Source organism: Enterobacter sp. MGH 24 (assembly GCF_000493015.1).
In the GTDB taxonomy this organism is placed as follows: domain Bacteria; phylum Pseudomonadota; class Gammaproteobacteria; order Enterobacterales; family Enterobacteriaceae; genus Enterobacter.
The window spans coordinates 4,182,278-4,199,980 of sequence record NZ_KI535657.1; the positions used below are offsets into that span (position 1 = coordinate 4,182,278).

A 17,703-nucleotide genomic window follows, 5' to 3' on the forward strand; every position below is an offset into this window, starting at 1 on the left:
AAAAAACCCGCCAAGGCGGGTTTTTTATTATCACCGATTAGGGTGATTCATGATGTGGTCTTCCCAGTCCCGCACTTCAGACTCTTTCACCGCAATATGGCGCACGGAAATGCGTTCGCCGTGCATAGCCGCTTTAGAGCCGGTCAGCAGCGGATGCCATTTCGGCAGATCTTTTCCTTCCGCCAGCAGGCGATACGCGCAGGTGTGCGGTAACCACTCAAAGGTCGGCAAATTTTCACGGGTTAATTTGATGCAGTCCGGCTCGTACTCGAAGCGGCGTTCGTAGTTGCGGCACTGGCAGGTTTTGATGTTCAGCTGCTTGCAGGCGACGTTGGTGAAATAGATCTCGTCGGAGTCCTCATCCATCAGCTTGTGCAGGCAGCACTGCCCGCAGCCGTCGCACAATGATTCCCATTCCGCGTCAGTCATGTCGTCGAGAGTTTTGCTTTGCCAGAAAGGGATGTCGTTCATCAGGATGTCCACACGTCAAAAGAAAGCGCACCTTATAACGAGTCTGGCACGTTGTTGCAAGTTTTGCCGCCCTCTTCAGGCGGCAAGATGGGGTTACAGCACGCGGGTTTTCAGCGACAGGCCGTTAAAACCGACCTCAAGCTCGTCACCGCTGAGTAGCGGGCCAACACCCTCTGGGGTTCCGGTCAGGATCACATCACCCGGTTTCAGGGTAAAGAAGCGGCTCATGTAGGTGATCAGGGGCACAATCTTGTGGATCATGTCCGCGGTGGTGCCCTGCTGGCGGATCTCGCCGTTAACCTTCAGGCTAAGCGGGGTGTCCTGCGGATCGCCGGTAAATTCGCTCACCGGTACAAACGCCGAGATGGGGCAGGAATTATCGAAGCCTTTGGCCTTTTCCCACGGCTGCCCTGCTTTCTTCATTTTGCCCTGCACGTCACGCAGCGTGAGATCCAGCGCCACGCCGTAACCGGCAATCGCTTTCTGAACATGTGCTTCTGAGGCCTGGCGCAGCGTCGCGCCGATCAGCACGGCGAGTTCAACTTCGTGATGCACCGAGCCCAGCCCCTGCGGCAGCGCCAGCGGCTGGCGGATATCGCAAAGCGCCGTTTCAGGCTTAATAAACAGGACCGGCTCTTCTGGCGTCGCGCTGCCCATCTCCTGAATATGTTTTGCATAGTTGCTGCCCACGCAAACCACTTTGCTGACGGGATAATCCAGTAATGCACCTTGCCAGTTATGATGTTGATACATGGTCGACCCCTAAACGGTTGATGTGTTATGCCCGAAAACAGCTGAGACTATTTTTTTCCGGTCGCCTCAAGATGCTGTTTTAATAAATTCTCGGGCGGCGGTGGAAGCTGTAAATAATAGCCCTGCTCGGCTAACGCCGTTTTCACTTTTTCCAGATCGGCATTAACCAGTTTCTTACGACCATCAAGCGGCAGCAGCATCGCCAGCTGTGGTCGGCCAAAGTTCTTCATTAATTCTTCAGGCACGCGTGAAAAATCGTCTTTCTTTTCGACATAAAGATAGGTCTGGTCACGGCTTGTACTTCTGTAGATCACACAAAACATGTTTTTACTCTGAATTAATGGGTGGTTGCTTGCCTCAATATACTCCTGACTATAACATGCCTGATACTCTTCGGAATATCGCAGCGAGTGGTTGCGGTTAATAGCAAATTGAGTAAGGCCAGGATGTCAAACACGCCCATCGAGCTTAAAGGCAGTAGCTTCACCTTATCAGTGGTACATTTGCATGATGCAAAACCCGAGGTTATTCGTCAGGCGTTAGAAGACAAAATCGCCCAGGCTCCCGCCTTTCTGAAGCACGCCCCTGTTGTTATCAACGTCAGCGGCCTTGAGGCTCCGGTTAACTGGAAACGTCTCCAGCAGGCCGTCTCCTCGACCGGACTGCGTATTGTGGGCATCAGCGGCTGCAAAGATACTGAGCTGAAAGCGGAAATTGAACGTGCGGGGCTGCCTCTTCTAAGTGAGGGCAAAGAAAAAGCCCCACGTGCGGCACCCGTAGCCGTGCAAACGCCCCCTCCTGCGGTGCAAAACGTTACTACCGTCACAAAAACGCGAATGATTGATGTGCCGGTTCGTTCCGGTCAGCGCATTTATGCACCAAACTGTGATCTGATTGTTACAAGCCACGTCAGTGCTGGCGCTGAGCTGATTGCAGATGGCAATATTCACGTATACGGTATGATGCGTGGACGTGCGCTCGCAGGTGCAAGTGGCGATCGAGATGCGCAAATATTTTGTACTCACCTGACGGCGGAACTGGTGTCCATCGCAGGTGAATATTGGCTGAGCGATAAGATCCCAGCCGAATTTTATGGCAAAGCGGCTCGCCTGCTTCTGGCAGACGACGCGTTGACCGTTCAACCGTTGAATTGATCCCTTTTTAACAAGGAATTTCTATGGCACGCATTATTGTTGTTACTTCGGGTAAAGGAGGCGTTGGCAAGACCACCTCCAGCGCGGCCATCGCTACTGGTTTGGCCCAGAAGGGAAAGAAAACCATCGTTATCGACTTCGATATCGGTCTGCGTAACCTCGACCTCATCATGGGATGTGAGCGTCGCGTCGTGTATGACTTCGTGAACGTCATTCAGGGCGATGCCACGCTGAACCAGGCGATGATTAAAGACAAGCGCACCGAGAACCTCTACATTCTTCCGGCCTCTCAGACGCGTGACAAAGACGCCCTGACCCGTGAAGGGGTGGAAAAGGTGCTCGACGATCTGAAAAAAATGGATTTCGACTTCATTGTCTGCGACTCCCCTGCCGGCATCGAAACCGGTGCCCTGATGGCGCTCTACTTCGCTGATGAAGCGATCATCACCACCAACCCTGAAGTTTCATCCGTGCGTGACTCAGACCGCATTCTGGGGATCCTCGCCTCTAAATCCCGTCGTGCGGAAAATGGCGAAGACCCGATTAAAGAACACCTGCTGCTCACCCGCTACAATCCGGGCCGCGTGAACAAAGGTGACATGCTGAGCATGGAAGACGTGCTGGAGATCCTGCGCATTAAGCTGGTTGGCGTTATCCCGGAAGATCAGTCCGTGTTACGCGCCTCTAACCAGGGTGAGCCAGTGATTCTTGATACAATGGCAGATGCAGGTAAAGCTTACGCCGATACCGTTGACCGTCTGCTGGGAGAAGAACGTCCTTTCCGCTTCATTGAAGAAGAGAAGAAAGGTTTCCTCAAACGCCTGTTCGGAGGATAAGTTATGGCATTACTGGACTTTTTTCTCTCGCGGAAAAAGAACACCGCCAACATCGCAAAAGAACGTCTGCAAATTATCGTTGCGGAGCGTCGTCGTAGCGACGCCGAGCCTCACTACCTGCCGCAGCTGCGTAAGGACATCCTGGAAGTGATCTGTAAGTATGTGCAGATTGACCCGGAGATGGTCACGGTGCAGCTGGAACAAAAAGACGGGGATATTTCGATTCTGGAGCTGAACGTGACGCTCCCGGAAGCGGAAGAGTCGCGTCCGTAGGTTTGTGATTTCGTAGCCCCGGTAAGCGCAGCGCCACCGGGGGAATATGCCGGGTAAATCGCCCGGCATATTTTTTTATCGCGGATAACCTTCCAGCAGCGTATTCAGGCGATCGGCCATCAATTTCCCGCGCCATCCCGCCATCATTTCCGGCACGCCATTCTGCGGCTTCAGCTTCCAGTGCCAGTTCAGCAGCTGGTTTATCTGACGACGTGAAGCGAGCAGCTCCGCGCTCAGCTTGCTTTCCGCTGCAACGTCCTGCACCAGCGCTTTGATATCCTTAAACGCTTTGCGATAGCCCGGCATATCCATCAGGTTCAGCAGCGGTTCCGGCAGCGCATCTTCCGGCAGCTCCTGCGCTTTTGCGACCAGCGCCAGCAGGGTTTTGCCGTGGAAACGGATCTCGCTGCCCGAAAGCCCAATGCTGTCCAGCTCGCCGAGGCTGCCCGGCATATAGCGCGCGACCGCCCAGAGATGCTCTTCGCGAACCACGAAGTTAACGGCCAGATCGCGCTCGCGCGCTTTACGCAGACGCCAGTCCGCCAACAGCTGCAGGCACGCCAGCTGACGCGTACGCAGCTGCCAGGCGTTGCTGATATCGCGCCAGGCCTCTTTCGGGTCGACCACTTCCTGGCGGCGCTGCTGGGTCATACGACACTCGTCCAGCGCCGCAGAGAGCCAGCCGGAGGCTTCTGCCTCTTTCATCAGCTGTCCGGCAATTGGCAGCAGATAAAACACGTCAGCTGCCGCATACTCCAGCTGACGCTCGGTAAGCGGACGCGCCAGCCAGTCGGTACGGGATTCGCTTTTATCCAGCGCCAGGCCCGTATACTCCTCCACCATGGCGGCAAAGCCCCACGAGAGCGGACGATTGCTGAATGCCGCGAGGATCTGCGTGTCAATCAGCGGCTGGGGCATGATGCCAAAGGTGTTCAGAAAGACTTCCAGATCTTCACTGCCTGCGTGCAGGTATTTCGTCACGGCGGTATCGAGCAGCAGGTCACGCATCGGCGTCCAGTCGGTAATGCCGAGAGGATCAATCAGCGACACGTGTTTACCGTCGTACATCTGAATCAAACCCAGCTGCGGATAATAGGTCCGGGTCCGGACAAACTCGGTATCCAGGGCAATGGCAGGAAAGTCGCGCGTCACTTCGCACAGCGAAGCCAGCTCGTCGTTGGTCGTGATCATCTGGTAATTCAAAACGGGTTCTCTTTTGTTTGCGCCCATAAAAAACGCCGGCTTAACCGGCGTCTGGGCGATTAGCGTGAAGCTCAGGCCTTATTGTCTACTTTGCCACGGGCTTCGTCACGTAATTCTCGTCGTAATATCTTCCCTACGTTGGATTTCGGCAGCTCGTCGCGGAATTCCACCAGCTTCGGCACCTTGTAGCCCGTCAACTGACGACGACAAAACGTTACCAGCGCGTCCTCGGTCAGGGAAGGATCTTTCTTGACCACAAATATCTTCACCGCTTCACCGCTGCTGCCGGAAGGCACACCGACTGCTGCCACTTCGAGTACGCCGCTGTGCTGCATGACCACGTCTTCGATTTCGTTCGGATAGACGTTGAAGCCGGAGACCAGGATCATGTCTTTCTTACGATCGACGATGCGCAGGAAGCCCTCGTCATCCATTACCGCAATATCACCGGTGTGCAGCCAGCCGTCTTTGATGATTTCGTCGGTCGCATCGGGACGCTGCCAGTAGCCCAGCATTACCTGAGGGCCTTTAACGCACAGCTCACCCGGCTCGCCCGGCGCGACTTCGTTATCGTTATCATCGACCAGTTTGGCCTCGGTGGAAGGAACCGGCAAACCAATGCTTCCACTGTGATAGTCGATATCATGCGGGTTAACGCTGACCAGCGGAGCACATTCCGTCAGGCCGTAGCCCTCCAGCAAATACTGACCGGTGAGCTTCACCCAGCGCTCGGCGACCGCCTGCTGAACCGGCATGCCGCCGCCCGCAGAAAGATGCAGCGTGGAAAAATCCAGCTGCTGGAACTCTTTGTTATTAAGCAGCGCGTTAAACAGGGTGTTTACCCCGGTCATGGCGGTGAACGGATATTTCGCCAGCTCTTTCACCAGGCCCGGGATATCGCGCGGGTTGGTGATGAGGATGTTCTGACCACCCAGCTCAATAAACAGCAGGCAGTTCATGGTCAGGGCAAAGATGTGATACAGCGGAAGCGCGGTGATCACCACCTCTTTGCCCGGATGCAGCAGCGGCCCGTAAGTGGCGTTCACCTGTTCAAGGTTTGCCAGCATATTACGGTGGGTAAGCATGGCCCCTTTGGCGACGCCGGTGGTCCCGCCTGTGTATTGCAGAAACGCAAGATCTTCCGCCACCACGTCGGGTTTCACATACTGCATACGGTAGCCCGCGTGCAGCGCGCGGCGGAAGGAGATGGCGTCCGGCAGGTGGTATTTTGGCACCAGACGTTTGACATATTTGACGACAAAGTTAACCAGCGTGCCTTTAGCAGTGGAGAGTTGATCCCCCATGCGCGTCAGGATGACGTGTTTAACCTGGGTTTTGTCGACCACTTTTTCCAGCGTATGGGCGAAGTTGGACACAATGACAATCGCGGCCGCGCCGCTGTCGTTCAGCTGGTGCTCCAGCTCGCGCGGGGTATACAAGGGGTTGACGTTGACGACAATCATCCCGGCTCGCAGGATACCGAACAACGCCACCGGGTATTGCAGCAGGTTCGGCATCATCAGCGCGACGCGGTCCCCTTTTTGCAGCCCCAGCCCTTCCTGAAGATATGCCGCAAATGCCCGGCTACGCTCCTCAAGCTTACGGAACGTCATGACCTCGCCCATGTTCACAAACGCAGGCTGGTCGGCGTAGCGCCTTACCGAGTGTTCAAATAATTCCACCAGGGATTGATAACGGTCAGGATTGATCTCAGCAGGAACATCTGCGGGATAACGGTTAAGCCAAACCTTCTTCAATGCATCACCTCTGAAATGAGTGTTCGTCGTCATCACAACCCCGATAATAAACAGTTTGTTAACATTATATTAACTCAGCGTACCAGTTTATTAATTGTTCAGATTTAAGGTTGCGAAGCGCGTCACTCTTTTTTTTCGTTTTATCCGTAAAAAAACAGAGACAGCGGCTGAGCCGCTGTCTCTTTTATAAAAATAACAACAAGTTACTCAGTAACGATCGTCTGAACCTGTGCAGGACCCGGGTTATACCAACCCCAGCCCGGGTAGCCGTAACGATAAGGATGTGGACCCCACATCCACGGATCCATCGGCTGAGGCGGCATGATCACCTGCTGTGCCAGCCGCCAGCGTTTATACCCGTTGACCTGCATGGTCATAAATTTATACGGCGTGCTGCCGATTTTTCCCTGCACGGCACCGGTAATCGGCCCGACGACGGTCACCAGCTGTCCGCGAAAATCGACCGGATCGAGGAAACCACTGACGTCCGCATAGATACGTCCCCGGGAGGCCTCACCCAGTACCGGCCGCGCGCCGCTGTCCAGCGGAACGGTTGCGATCTCCAGGCGGGTTTTCCCCTGCTGGTTTTGCACGTCGACCACCTTACCGCCAAAACGCGCTTCCTGGCCGACGTATAGCTCAGGCGCATTCATCACCCGAACCAGATCCTGCTGTGGCGTCGGGCTGGTGCCCTTAATCGCATCAGGAACGGAAACGCATCCGCTCAATGCTATGGCAACGGCGCCTGCCATAATAAGGCGTACTACTTTAGTCTGAACCGCCATGATGCGACTCCTTTTTCTCAGTTCCTGTTACTGAGATTCACTCGCGGCCCGGAAGTTTCTTCCACGCGACGGTGTTTCGCAAATAAACCGGCTCCGCGTGTTCAACGGCAACGGTTTTTCCTGCTGCGAACAGCTGGCAGGCAATCGGAAGCATATCTTCCGCAGCCGGCAGCAGCATGTTGCCGTCCACCAGCGTCACCCCGGTACCGCTCGCCATATCAGGCCACGCCGGCCAGCCGGTGCCGACGGTCGCCCATTCGCCGGAGAGCTGTTGCAGTCGTTCAGTGACCGCTTCTGGCTTAAGCACGGCTTCCGTCTCTTCACCGTGCCACACGCCCTGCTCGTCGCGGGTATATTCGGCCCAGTAGACTTCGCCCATGCGGGCGTCAATCGCGGCCAGGACGCGCGTTGCCCCGGTCATGCGCCATGCGCCCTGCGCCATGGTGGCGAGGGTAGAGACGCCGATCATCGGCAGTTCGGCGCCCAGGGCCAGCCCCTGCGCAATGCCAATTCCAATGCGTACGCCCGTAAAGCTGCCGGGGCCGCGGCCAAAGGCCAGCGCGTCGAGGTCGGTTAACGAGGTGTCGCTACGGGTTAAGATCTCTTTTACCAGGGGCAGAATGCGCTGGGTGTGTTCCCGTGGGCACTCTTCGAAATGAGCAGTAACAGCATCGCTGTTCAACAGAGCAACAGAGCATGCCTCTGTTGCGGTATCTATAGCCAGAATTCGCATGGGTCGTCGCGCTCTCGCAAGGGTCAGTCACAAAATGGCGCGCATCTTAGCACACTCCGGGGTAAATTACTCCGCCGTTGGGTTTGCCAGGAAGCGCACCGCGCGTTTTATGTCCCGCGTCCGCGGCGCGGGCGGCAGGCTGGCGAGGAAGGTTGCGCCGTAGGGACGCATCACCAGCCGGTTATCGCAAATGACCAGCACCCCGCGATCGGTAACGTCGCGGATCAATCGCCCTACCCCCTGCTTGAGGGTAATCACCGCGTCCGGCAGCTGTACCTCGTCAAACGGATCCCCTCCGCGCAGGCGGCAGTCTTCCATGCGCGCCTTCAGCAGCGGATCGTCCGGAGAGGTAAACGGCAGCTTATCAATGATCACCAGCGAGAGCGTATCGCCCCGCACGTCGACCCCTTCCCAGAAGCTGCTGGTCGCCACCAGCAGGGCATTACCGGCGCTGACAAACTGCTGTAATAGCTGGCCTTTGCTGGTTTCTCCCTGCAGCAGCACCGGTAAGGTCATGGTGGCGCGGAACTGCTCAGCGAGGTCACGCATCATGGCGTGAGAGGTGCAGAGCATAAAGCAGCGGCCGTTGTTGGCCTCGATCATCGGTTTTAACATCGCGGCCAGATGGCGCGCCGCACCCGGCTGGTTCGGCAGCGGAAGATTGCGCGGCACGCACAGCAGCGCCTGTTTTTCGTAATCGAACGGGCTGGGCAGGAGCAGCGATTCCGCCTCCTCGATGCCGAGACGTTCCGTAAAGTGATGCAGATCGTCATTTACCGACAGGGTTGCCGAGGTGAAGATCCAGCTTCCCGGTTTTTCCGCCATTACCTCTTTAAACTTATCCGCCACCGTCAGCGGCGTGAGCGCCAGCGTGAAGTGCCGCGAGGTGCACTCGTACCAGTAGCTGAACCCCGGCTGGTTAATCTCTTTCAGCCGTTTGAGACGCCCGCGATAGAGCGTGGCGCGTTCGAAGGCCGCATCCAGCAGCGCGGAACGGCCGAGGGACAGTTTCGCCACGTCGTAGCAGAGTTCGAGGGCGTCATCGAGCAGCAGCAGCGCGCGCTGGATGTTTTTGTCCGCCAGCAGCTCGCGCAGGTTACCGCGATAGCCCGGTTCGCCGAGCTGTAAGCGGAAATCCTGCGCGCTTTGGGCCAGACGGTCAGCGCATTTCTGCAGCTGCTGGGTATCTTTGAGTTCGGTCCGGTAAGCGATGGTGAAATCTTTCGCCAGATCCTGCAGCTGGCGGCTGGAAAGCGACTGGCCGAAATACTGGCTGGCGATGTCCGGAAGCTGGTGGGCTTCGTCGAAGATCATCACGTCCGCCTCCGGGATCAGCTCGCCGAAACCGCTATCCTTGACGACCATATCCGCGAGGAACAGATGGTGGTTCACCACCACCACATCCGCGTCCATCGCCGTTTTGCGCGCTTTCACCACAAAGCAGTCTTTATACAGCGGACAGTCGCTGCCGAGGCAGTTGTCGTTGGTGCTGGTCACCAGCGGCCAGGCCGGGGAATCTTCCGGCACGCTCGCGCAGGTGCTGATATCCCCCTCTTCGGTCTGGTTCGCCCAGGCGCGAAGGATAATGACGTCGCTCAGGGTTTGTACCGGCAGATCGCCGCCCGCCAGCGCCTGCTGCTCAAGACGTTCCAGACAGAGATAGTTAGAGCGCCCCTTCAGCAGGGCCAGACGCCCCTTGTATTTCAGCGCTTTCGCCACCGTGGGTAAATCTCGGCTGTAGAGCTGATCCTGCAGCGCCTTCGAGCCGGTGGAAATAATCACCTTCTTTTTCGCACGCAGCGCCGGAGCAAGGTAAGCATACGTTTTACCCGTGCCGGTTCCGGCTTCGACCACCAGCGGCTGAGCCTTATCGATGGCGCGTGCCACGGCGTGCGCCATCTGTCGCTGCGGCTCACGGGGTTTAAAGCCGGGGATAGCCTGCGCTAATTGACCTTCAGGGGAAAAATCGTCTGCCACGGTGCTCTCTCACTGTATTTTTGCACAGGGATTATGTCAGCCCATCCACTCCTGTGCCACCCCAAATAGTGACGACAGGAGAACAATATGGCAGTCTTGCCGCCTGACGACGAAAAATAACGAGGAAACGTTTATGACAATTGTGCGCATTGATGCCGAAGCCCGCTGGTCTGATGTGGTGATCCATAACCAGACGCTGTACTACACCGGCGTACCCGCTAACCTGGACGCGGATGCGTTCGAGCAGACGGCAAATACCCTGGCGCAGATTGATGCGGTGCTGGAAAAACAGGGCAGCGACAAATCCCGCATTCTGGATGCGACGATTTTCCTGGCAAACAAAGACGATTTCGCGGCGATGAACAAAGCCTGGGATGCGTGGGTAGTGGCGGGTCACGCGCCTGTACGCTGCACCGTACAGGCCACGCTGATGAAACCGGAGTATAAGGTTGAGATCAAAATTATCGCGGCGGTGTAAGCCCGATTACTCTTCTGGATCTTCATCTTCATCTTCGAATCGCGCCACAATCCGCTCGCCGGAATGACTGGCGCGAATCTCCTGAGCGACTACGGTAATCGCCTGTCCGCTGCTCATCCCCTGGGACATCAGTTCCTGAATTCGCTCAACCGCTTTCTGCTGCTGTTCATGGCTCAGAGAAGGTAAACCTGCAAACATTGTCAACTCCTGCTAAATTATTCGCGCTAATTATTTCACGCTGCCCGGTAGTATGCCACACATGAACAAGCGCTTCCCTACTGTTATTACCTTGCCCTGGCGTGCAGACGCCGCTGAATTCTGGTTTGCCCGCCTGAGCCATCTTCCGTTTGCGATGCTGCTGCATTCCGGCCATGCGGACCATCCCTATAGCCGCTTCGATATCCTGGTGGCCGATCCGCTAAAGACGCTGACAACCGATGACCTGTCGTTAACGGACGATCCGCTGGTGCAGCTTCAGCACGCCATTAACGCGCTGGGCTTATCTGCCACGCCAAACCCGGACCTCCCCTTTCAGGGGGGCGCGCTGGGCCTGTTTGGTTACGATCTGGGTCGCCGTTTCGAAACGCTGCCGGAGCATGCGCAGGCTGATATTTCCCTGCCAGACATGGCCGTGGGTCTGTATGACTGGGCGTTAATCGTTGATCACCAGAAAAAAACGGTTTCCCTGCTGAGCCATCATAACGTGCAGGCGCGCCTGGCATGGCTTGAGGCGCAGCAGCCTGCACCGGCACAGACGTTCACGCTGACCTCCGGCTGGCGCTCAAATATGAGCGCGGCGGAGTATGCCGAAAAATTCACGCGCGTTCAGGCGTATCTGCAAAGCGGTGACTGCTACCAGGTTAACCTCGCCCAGCGCTTCCAGGCGACATACCGGGGAGATGAGTGGCAGGCGTTTACCCGTCTTAATGCCAGCAACAAGGCGCCGTTCAGCGCGTTTGTCCGTCTGGAACGGGGGGCCATACTCAGCCTGTCACCCGAGCGCTTTATCCATCTGGCCGAGGGCACGATTCAAACCCGTCCGATCAAAGGCACCCTGCCGCGTCTTGTCGATCCCGACGCCGATCGCCTTCAGGCGGAAAAGCTGGCCACCTCGCCGAAAGACCGTGCCGAGAACCTGATGATTGTCGATCTGATGCGTAACGACATCGGCCGGGTGGCCGTTCCGGGCAGCGTGCGCGTGCCGGAACTGTTTGTCGTCGAGCCTTTCCCGGCGGTGCATCATCTGGTCAGTACCATCACCGCGACGCTGCCGGCATCACGCACGGCCTGCGATCTTCTGCGCGCGGCGTTTCCGGGCGGCTCCATCACCGGCGCGCCAAAGGTACGGGCGATGGAGATCATTGATGAGCTGGAGCCGCACCGCCGCAACGCCTGGTGCGGCAGCATCGGCTATATCAGCCTGTGCGGCACGCTGGATACCAGCATTACCATTCGCACGCTGACCGCCTGCAACGGAAATCTTTACTGTTCGGCCGGGGGCGGCATTGTTGCCGATAGCCAGGTCGATGCGGAATATCAGGAAACCTTTGATAAAGTTAACCGTATCCTGAAACAACTGGAGTAATCACGGGTGGAAAAAGAGAACCTGACGCTGGATGACTTTTTATCTCGCTTTCAGCTATTACGACCGCAGGTCAACCGCGAGGCGCTGAATCAGCGACAGGCGGCCGTGCTGATCCCGGTCGTGCGTCGCGCGCAGCCGGGCCTGCTGCTCACCCAGCGTTCTCCCCATTTACGCAAGCACGCGGGTCAGGTCGCCTTTCCGGGGGGCGCCGTAGACAGCTCCGACGCCTCGCTGATTGCCGCCGCGCTGCGGGAAGCGCAGGAAGAGGTTGCCATTCCGCCGGAGGTTGTGGAGGTCATCGGCGTGCTGCCGCCCGTTGACAGCGTCACCGGTTTTCAGGTCACCCCGGTGGTCGGCATTATTCCCCCCGATCTTCAGTATCACGCCAGCGTCGATGAAGTCTCGGCGGTGTTTGAAATGCCGCTGGAAGAGGCCCTTCGGTTGAGTCGTTATCACCCGCTGGATATTCAGCGTCGCGGGCATGACCATCGGGTCTGGTTGTCCTGGTATCAGCATTATTTTGTCTGGGGCATGACGGCGGGCATTATTCGTGAGCTGGCGTTGCAAATCGGCCTGAAGCCTTGACTATACTTTACATTCCGCCCTCTTCTGCCAGGTTTGCGATCTGCGTCGCGCTATTAGCAAAACCCATCGTTAACCATTAGTTTAATTCATGTGAATAGTTAAGCCGAGGTCGGTGTTCCCTCTTACACTATGCGCAGTTATAACATCGTTACTGGAACCCCGGTAACCCTGTCAGGAGTGTGAAAGTGATTAGTATATTCGACATGTTCAAAGTGGGAATTGGCCCTTCGTCTTCCCATACTGTTGGCCCGATGAAGGCCGGTAAACAGTTCGTCGATGATCTGGTCGAAAAAGGATTACTGGAAAGCGTTACCCGTGTCGCCGTGGATGTTTACGGCTCGCTGTCATTAACGGGTAAAGGCCACCACACCGATATCGCCATTATTATGGGTCTGGCAGGCAATATGCCGGATACCGTAGATATTGATGCCATCCCGGCATTCATCCGCGACGTGGAAACACGCGGCCGCCTGCTGCTGGCAAACGGCCAGCAGGAAGTCGATTTCCCGCAGGATGACGGCATGCGTTTCCGTAGCGACAACCTGCCGCTGCATGAAAACGGCATGACCATTCACGCTTATAGCGGTGAAAAAGAGATTTACAGCAAAACGTACTACTCCATCGGCGGTGGCTTCATCGTGGATGAGGAGCATTTCGGCAAAGACAGCGTCGGCGACGTCAACGTACCGTACCCGTTCAAATCGGCTACCGAGATGCTGGGCTACTGCAAAGAGACCGGTCTTTCCCTGTCCGGTATGGTGATGCAGAACGAACTGGCCCTGCACAGCAAAAAAGAGATTGAAGACTATTTTGCGAACGTCTGGCAAACCATGCGCGCCTGTATCGATCGCGGGATGAATACCGAAGGCGTTCTGCCGGGTCCACTGCGCGTACCGCGCCGTGCCTCTGCCCTGCGCCGTATGCTGGTGACCACGGACAAGTTCTCCAACGACCCGATGAACGTGGTTGACTGGGTAAACATGTTTGCCCTGGCGGTTAACGAAGAGAACGCCGCCGGTGGCCGCGTCGTGACGGCGCCAACCAACGGTGCCTGCGGTATCGTTCCGGCAGTGCTGGCCTACTACGATCACTTTATTGAGCCCGTGACGCCGGACATCTATATCCGCTATTTCCTGGCGGCAGGTGCCATCGGTGCGCTTTACAAAATGAACGCCTCCATCTCCGGTGCTGAAGTGGGCTGTCAGGGTGAAGTCGGCGTTGCCTGTTCCATGGCGGCGGCGGGTCTGGCAGAGCTGCTTGGCGCAAGCCCTGAGCAGGTCTGCGTGGCGGCCGAAATCGGAATGGAACACAACCTCGGTCTGACCTGTGACCCGGTTGCGGGCCAGGTGCAGGTGCCGTGCATCGAGCGTAACGCGATTGCCTCGGTGAAAGCCATCAACGCCTCACGTATGGCGATGCGCCGTACCAGCGAACCTCGCGTATCGCTGGATAAGGTGATTGAAACCATGTACGAAACCGGCAAGGACATGAACGCGAAATACCGCGAGACGTCCCGCGGTGGCCTGGCCATTAAGGTGCAGTGCGACTAATACTGCCTTTCGCCCATCTGCAACGGATGGGCGAATTTCCCTCTTCTTCCTCGTCTCCTGCTGCTTTCCCCACTACACTTTCACTGTTGCGTCCGGCTTTTGTGGCTGGTGGCTTATCAGGCGACCGTTCATGCAAACTGCACAAACGATCATTAAAAACTATCGCCGAAAACGCGTTATCGTCTGTGTCACGGTTGCGCTCCTCACGCTCATCCTGACGTTAGGCATTCGCTTTATTTCACAGCGCAATGTTAACCAACAGCGGATCCTCGATTTTACCAGCCACACCGTTCGCGCCCTTGATAACGTCCTGCTGTCTTTAGAGAACCGCCGCAGCGTGCTGCAGCCCCTGGTAGGGCAGCCCTGCCCGCAGGCGCACCTGGCGCTGCGAAAGCAGGCCGCTATTTTGCAGACGGTGCGCTCCATCGCCCTGATTAACGAGGGTATCCTGTACTGCTCGAGTATTTTCGGGAGCCGCAACGTGCCCGTACGTGACTTCCTGAAAGAATTACCCGCCAGCACGGCGAAGCTGATTTTATCGACCGACCAGTGGCTGCTTAAAGGTAGCCCGATATTGATCCAGTGGTATCCCGTCTCTCAGGACGGTGAAGCTGGCGTTATTGAGATCATCAATATCGATCTGATCGCCAAAATGATCCTCGAGCCCCAGCGCCCGCTTATTAATGACGTAGCGCTAACCGTGGGGGATCGCTTTCTGCGCTATGGACAACGCGTCAGTGACAGCCTGACGTTTGATGAGGAGGGCTCTCTTTTCCAGCAGTCATCAACCCGAAATCCTTTCACCATTACGGTCAGCGGGCCAGGCCCTGGAGAGTTAGCCTTAAAAAGCCTGCCAGCCCAGTTGCCCCTGGGTCTGATGCTCAGCCTGCTGCTGGGCTATCTCGCCTGGCTGGCAACGGCAAACCGGATGAGCTTTACGTGGGAGATCGATATGGGCATTGCGGCGCGGGAATTTGAGCTTTTCTGCCAGCCGCTGGTGAATGCCCGCACCCAGGCGTGCACCGGCGTGGAGATCCTGCTGCGCTGGAACAATCCGCGTCAGGGGTGGATCACCCCGGAGGTGTTTATCCCGCTGGCAGAAGAGCATAACCAGATTGTCCCCCTGACCCGCTACGTCATCGCCGAAACGGTGCGCCAGATAGGCTACTTCCCCGCCAGCGCCGGTTTTCACATCGGTATTAACGTCGCTGCCAGCCATTTCCGTCACGCGGTATTGATACAGGACCTGAACCGCCTCTGGTTCAGCGCCTGTCCGCGCCAGCAGTTGGTGATTGAACTCACGGAACGGGATGCGCTGCTGGATGCGGATTATCGCATCGTGCGCGAACTGCATCGCAAAGGGGTGAAGCTGGCCATCGACGATTTTGGTACCGGGAACAGCTCCCTCTCCTGGCTTGAAAAGCTGCACCCGGACGTGCTGAAAATCGACCAGTCGTTTACCACCGCCATTGGTACCGACGCCGTGAACTCCACGGTGACGGATATGATTATTGCGCTGGGTCAGCGGCTGAATATTGAACTGGTTGCTGAGGGGGTCGAGACAGAGGAGCAGGCGCGCTACTTGCGCCGCCATGGCGTGCATGTCCTGCAGGGGTTTTTCTATGCGCGGCCCATGCCGCTACGGGATTTTCCGAAGTGGCTGGCGGGAAGCGCATCCCCGCCAGCGCATCATAACGGGCACATCGTGCCCTTAATGCCGCTGCGCTAAGCCGGCTTATTCATCTTCGTCGTGGGCAGATTGTTCTTTAACAATGCGAACCATATCAACGCGATAGTCGTTGGCTTCAACGATCGTAATGTGCAGCGGCGCCAGCTCGATCACATCTCCGACGCGCGGGATTTGTCCGTTAACGGCGATCACCAGACCGGCAACGGTCGCGATGTCTTCTTCATCGTTGATCACATTTTCCAGCCCCAGCGTGTGCGAGAGCGCGTGCAGGTCGGTGGTACCTTTAACCAGCCATCCATCACCGTCGGCAACAATCTCTGGCGTTTCGTCGGCATCCGGGAATTCACCGGCAATCGCTTCCAGCACGTCCAGCGGCGTGACCAGCCCCTGCACCACGCCAAACTCGTTAGTGACGATAACAAAGCTACCGCGAGCGCGACGCAGCACCCCGAGCAGGTTGATAGGATCCAGCGTTTCCGGCACGACAATCGCAGGCGACGCGGCGGCAACGGCTTCCACGTTGACGCCCTCTTCCAGGGCCACCAGCATCTCTTTCGCCCGCACGACGCCGATGATTTCATCCAGCTCACCGCGACACACCGGGAACAGGCTGTGCGGTGAAGAGAGCAGCTGCTGGCGAATTTCATCCACGCTCAGGTTAGCATCGACCCAGCTAATTTCCCCGCGCGGCGTCATGATGCCGCGCAGCGAACGGGAGGCCAGGGAGAGCACGCCGTTGATCATGTAGCGCTCTTGTTCCACAAATGCCCCTTCCGGGACCGGAACCGGGTTATGGTTGTCGGAATCAGACTGGACGTTCACCTGACGACGACCGCCCATCAGGCGCAGAATGGCATCTGCGGTACGGGCGCGCAGCGGCTGATTCGACTGCTGCTTAATAAAGTTACGGCGCGCAATCTGGTTGAACAGCTCGATCAGGATCGAGAAGCCAATCGCGGCGTACAGGTAGCCTTTCGGAATATGGAAGCCAAACCCTTCCGCCACGAGGCTCAGACCAATCATCAGCAGGAAGCTCAGACATAGCACGACCACCGTCGGATGCTGGTTGACGAAGCGCGTCAGCGGCTTCGAGGCCAGCAGCATGACCGCCATCGCAATAACCACAGCCGCCATCATTACCGGCAGATGATTCACCATGCCGACCGCCGTGATCACAGCATCCAGCGAGAAGACCGCATCAAGCACCACGATCTGCAGCACTACCACCCAGAAGCTGGCATAGCCTTTACCGTGCCCATCATCGTGCTGACGGTTTTCCAGCCGCTCATGTAGCTCTGTCGTCGCTTTGAAAAGCAGGAATATCCCCCCGATCAGCATGATTAAATCACGCCCGGAGAAGGTGTAATCCATGACGGAGAACAGCGGTTTGGTCAGCGTGACCATCCAGGAGATGACGGAGAGCAGCGCCAGTCGCATAACCAGCGCCAGCGAGAGACCAATCAGACGCGCTTTATCACGCTGTTTTGGCGGCAGTTTGTCCGCAAGGATGGCGATAAACACCAGGTTATCAATGCCGAGAACAATCTCCAGCACCACCAGCGTGAGCAATCCCACCCAGATTGACGGGTCCATTAAGAATTCCATGACAAGCTCCTGCTAAAGGAATGACGAAACGGTGCCCCACTCAACGTGGGCAAAACAGAGGTAAACAGAGTCGGTACGTGGCGAGGATCGCCGGTGAATAAGGCGCGAAATGGCCTGGCAGATGACTGACGTCGGTGACGGTCCATATAGTGGGCTGTAGCCCTATACTCCTGAACAATTAAACGGAGGCTAAACATATCAGAGACACTGTGTTTTTAGCAAAGATTTACGTTCCTTTGCAAAGTTCTGTAACACAGCGGCTTTACTC

18 protein-coding genes are annotated in these 17,703 nt (G+C 56.8%); 8 read left to right on the forward strand and 10 right to left on the reverse strand.

Annotated elements, in window-relative coordinates; genetic code table 11:
- Positions 1 to 30: 30 nt before the first annotated feature.
- From L370_RS02450 to L370_RS02440, 3 genes are all read right to left on the reverse strand, one after another.
- On the reverse strand, positions 31 to 471 hold the full coding sequence (locus L370_RS02450) for a YcgN family cysteine cluster protein (RefSeq protein ID WP_023336059.1): 441 nt from the start codon (positions 469 to 471) through the stop codon (positions 31 to 33).
- A gap of 93 nt (positions 472 to 564) precedes the next feature.
- Positions 565 to 1,224: a fumarylacetoacetate hydrolase family protein gene (locus L370_RS02445; protein WP_023336060.1), complete on the reverse strand. Its 660-nt coding sequence runs from the start codon at positions 1,222 to 1,224 to the stop codon at positions 565 to 567.
- 47 nt (positions 1,225 to 1,271) lie between these two features.
- Positions 1,272 to 1,547: a YcgL domain-containing protein gene (locus L370_RS02440; RefSeq protein WP_023336061.1), complete on the reverse strand. Its 276-nt coding sequence runs from the start codon at positions 1,545 to 1,547 to the stop codon at positions 1,272 to 1,274.
- A gap of 123 nt (positions 1,548 to 1,670) precedes the next feature.
- Between L370_RS02440 and minC the strand changes: the two genes are divergently transcribed.
- Genes minC through minE form a run of 3 tightly spaced genes read left to right on the forward strand, consistent with a single transcriptional unit; the run spans position 1,671 to position 3,487 of the window.
- On the forward strand, positions 1,671 to 2,378 hold the full coding sequence (minC, locus tag L370_RS02435) for a septum site-determining protein MinC (RefSeq protein ID WP_023336062.1): 708 nt from the start codon (positions 1,671 to 1,673) through the stop codon (positions 2,376 to 2,378).
- A gap of 23 nt (positions 2,379 to 2,401) precedes the next feature.
- Positions 2,402 to 3,214, forward strand: a complete 813-nt coding sequence (gene minD, locus L370_RS02430) for a septum site-determining protein MinD (RefSeq protein WP_023312187.1) — start codon at positions 2,402 to 2,404, stop codon at positions 3,212 to 3,214.
- A 3-nt stretch (positions 3,215 to 3,217) separates the two neighbouring features.
- The gene (gene minE / locus L370_RS02425) at positions 3,218 to 3,487 is read left to right on the forward strand and encodes a cell division topological specificity factor MinE (RefSeq protein WP_008500504.1); all 270 of its coding nucleotides are present in this window, start codon (positions 3,218 to 3,220) and stop codon (positions 3,485 to 3,487) included.
- A gap of 75 nt (positions 3,488 to 3,562) precedes the next feature.
- On the opposite strand, the gene rnd is transcribed toward minE, so the two are convergent.
- The 5 genes from rnd to L370_RS02400 form a co-directional block, all read right to left on the reverse strand.
- Positions 3,563 to 4,690: a ribonuclease D gene (gene rnd, locus L370_RS02420; RefSeq protein ID WP_155858059.1), complete on the reverse strand. Its 1,128-nt coding sequence runs from the start codon at positions 4,688 to 4,690 to the stop codon at positions 3,563 to 3,565.
- Between the two features lie 71 nt (positions 4,691 to 4,761).
- Entirely contained in the window at positions 4,762 to 6,447 is a 1,686-nt protein-coding gene (fadD, locus tag L370_RS02415) for a long-chain-fatty-acid--CoA ligase FadD (protein ID WP_155858060.1), read from the reverse strand.
- A 203-nt stretch (positions 6,448 to 6,650) separates the two neighbouring features.
- A complete protein-coding gene (locus tag L370_RS02410; RefSeq protein WP_023336065.1) occupies positions 6,651 to 7,232 on the reverse strand; it encodes a Slp family lipoprotein in 582 nt (193 codons plus the stop codon).
- Positions 7,233 to 7,269: 37 nt separating this feature from the next.
- Positions 7,270 to 7,965 carry a tRNA (adenosine(37)-N6)-threonylcarbamoyltransferase complex dimerization subunit type 1 TsaB gene (gene tsaB / locus L370_RS02405; RefSeq protein WP_023336066.1) on the reverse strand — a complete coding sequence of 232 codons (696 nt, stop codon included), beginning with the start codon at positions 7,963 to 7,965 and terminating at the stop codon, positions 7,270 to 7,272.
- A gap of 66 nt (positions 7,966 to 8,031) precedes the next feature.
- Entirely contained in the window at positions 8,032 to 9,942 is a 1,911-nt protein-coding gene (locus L370_RS02400) for an ATP-dependent DNA helicase (protein ID WP_023336067.1), read from the reverse strand.
- Between the two features lie 133 nt (positions 9,943 to 10,075).
- Here L370_RS02400 and L370_RS02395 point away from each other — a divergent pair, with 133 nt between their 5' ends.
- Positions 10,076 to 10,420, forward strand: a complete 345-nt coding sequence (locus tag L370_RS02395; RefSeq protein ID WP_008500498.1) for a RidA family protein — start codon at positions 10,076 to 10,078, stop codon at positions 10,418 to 10,420.
- A 6-nt stretch (positions 10,421 to 10,426) separates the two neighbouring features.
- On the opposite strand, the gene L370_RS02390 is transcribed toward L370_RS02395, so the two are convergent.
- On the reverse strand, positions 10,427 to 10,618 hold the full coding sequence (locus tag L370_RS02390; RefSeq protein ID WP_023336068.1) for a YoaH family protein: 192 nt from the start codon (positions 10,616 to 10,618) through the stop codon (positions 10,427 to 10,429).
- Positions 10,619 to 10,679: 61 nt separating this feature from the next.
- Between L370_RS02390 and pabB the strand changes: the two genes are divergently transcribed.
- From pabB to L370_RS02370, 4 genes are all read left to right on the forward strand, one after another.
- On the forward strand, positions 10,680 to 12,005 hold the full coding sequence (gene pabB, locus L370_RS02385; protein ID WP_032666622.1) for an aminodeoxychorismate synthase component 1: 1,326 nt from the start codon (positions 10,680 to 10,682) through the stop codon (positions 12,003 to 12,005).
- Between the two features lie 6 nt (positions 12,006 to 12,011).
- Positions 12,012 to 12,590, forward strand: a complete 579-nt coding sequence (locus L370_RS02380) for a CoA pyrophosphatase (protein ID WP_023336070.1) — start codon at positions 12,012 to 12,014, stop codon at positions 12,588 to 12,590.
- A gap of 185 nt (positions 12,591 to 12,775) precedes the next feature.
- Positions 12,776 to 14,140: an L-serine ammonia-lyase gene (sdaA, locus tag L370_RS02375; RefSeq protein ID WP_023336071.1), complete on the forward strand. Its 1,365-nt coding sequence runs from the start codon at positions 12,776 to 12,778 to the stop codon at positions 14,138 to 14,140.
- Between the two features lie 130 nt (positions 14,141 to 14,270).
- The gene (locus L370_RS02370; protein ID WP_023336072.1) at positions 14,271 to 15,869 is read left to right on the forward strand and encodes an EAL domain-containing protein; all 1,599 of its coding nucleotides are present in this window, start codon (positions 14,271 to 14,273) and stop codon (positions 15,867 to 15,869) included.
- A gap of 6 nt (positions 15,870 to 15,875) precedes the next feature.
- Here L370_RS02370 and yoaE read toward each other — a convergent pair whose 3' ends face one another.
- Positions 15,876 to 17,435, reverse strand: coding sequence for a CNNM family cation transport protein YoaE (gene yoaE, locus L370_RS02365; protein ID WP_023336073.1), 1,560 nt, complete (start codon positions 17,433 to 17,435; stop codon positions 15,876 to 15,878).
- Positions 17,436 to 17,703 lie beyond the last annotated feature (268 nt).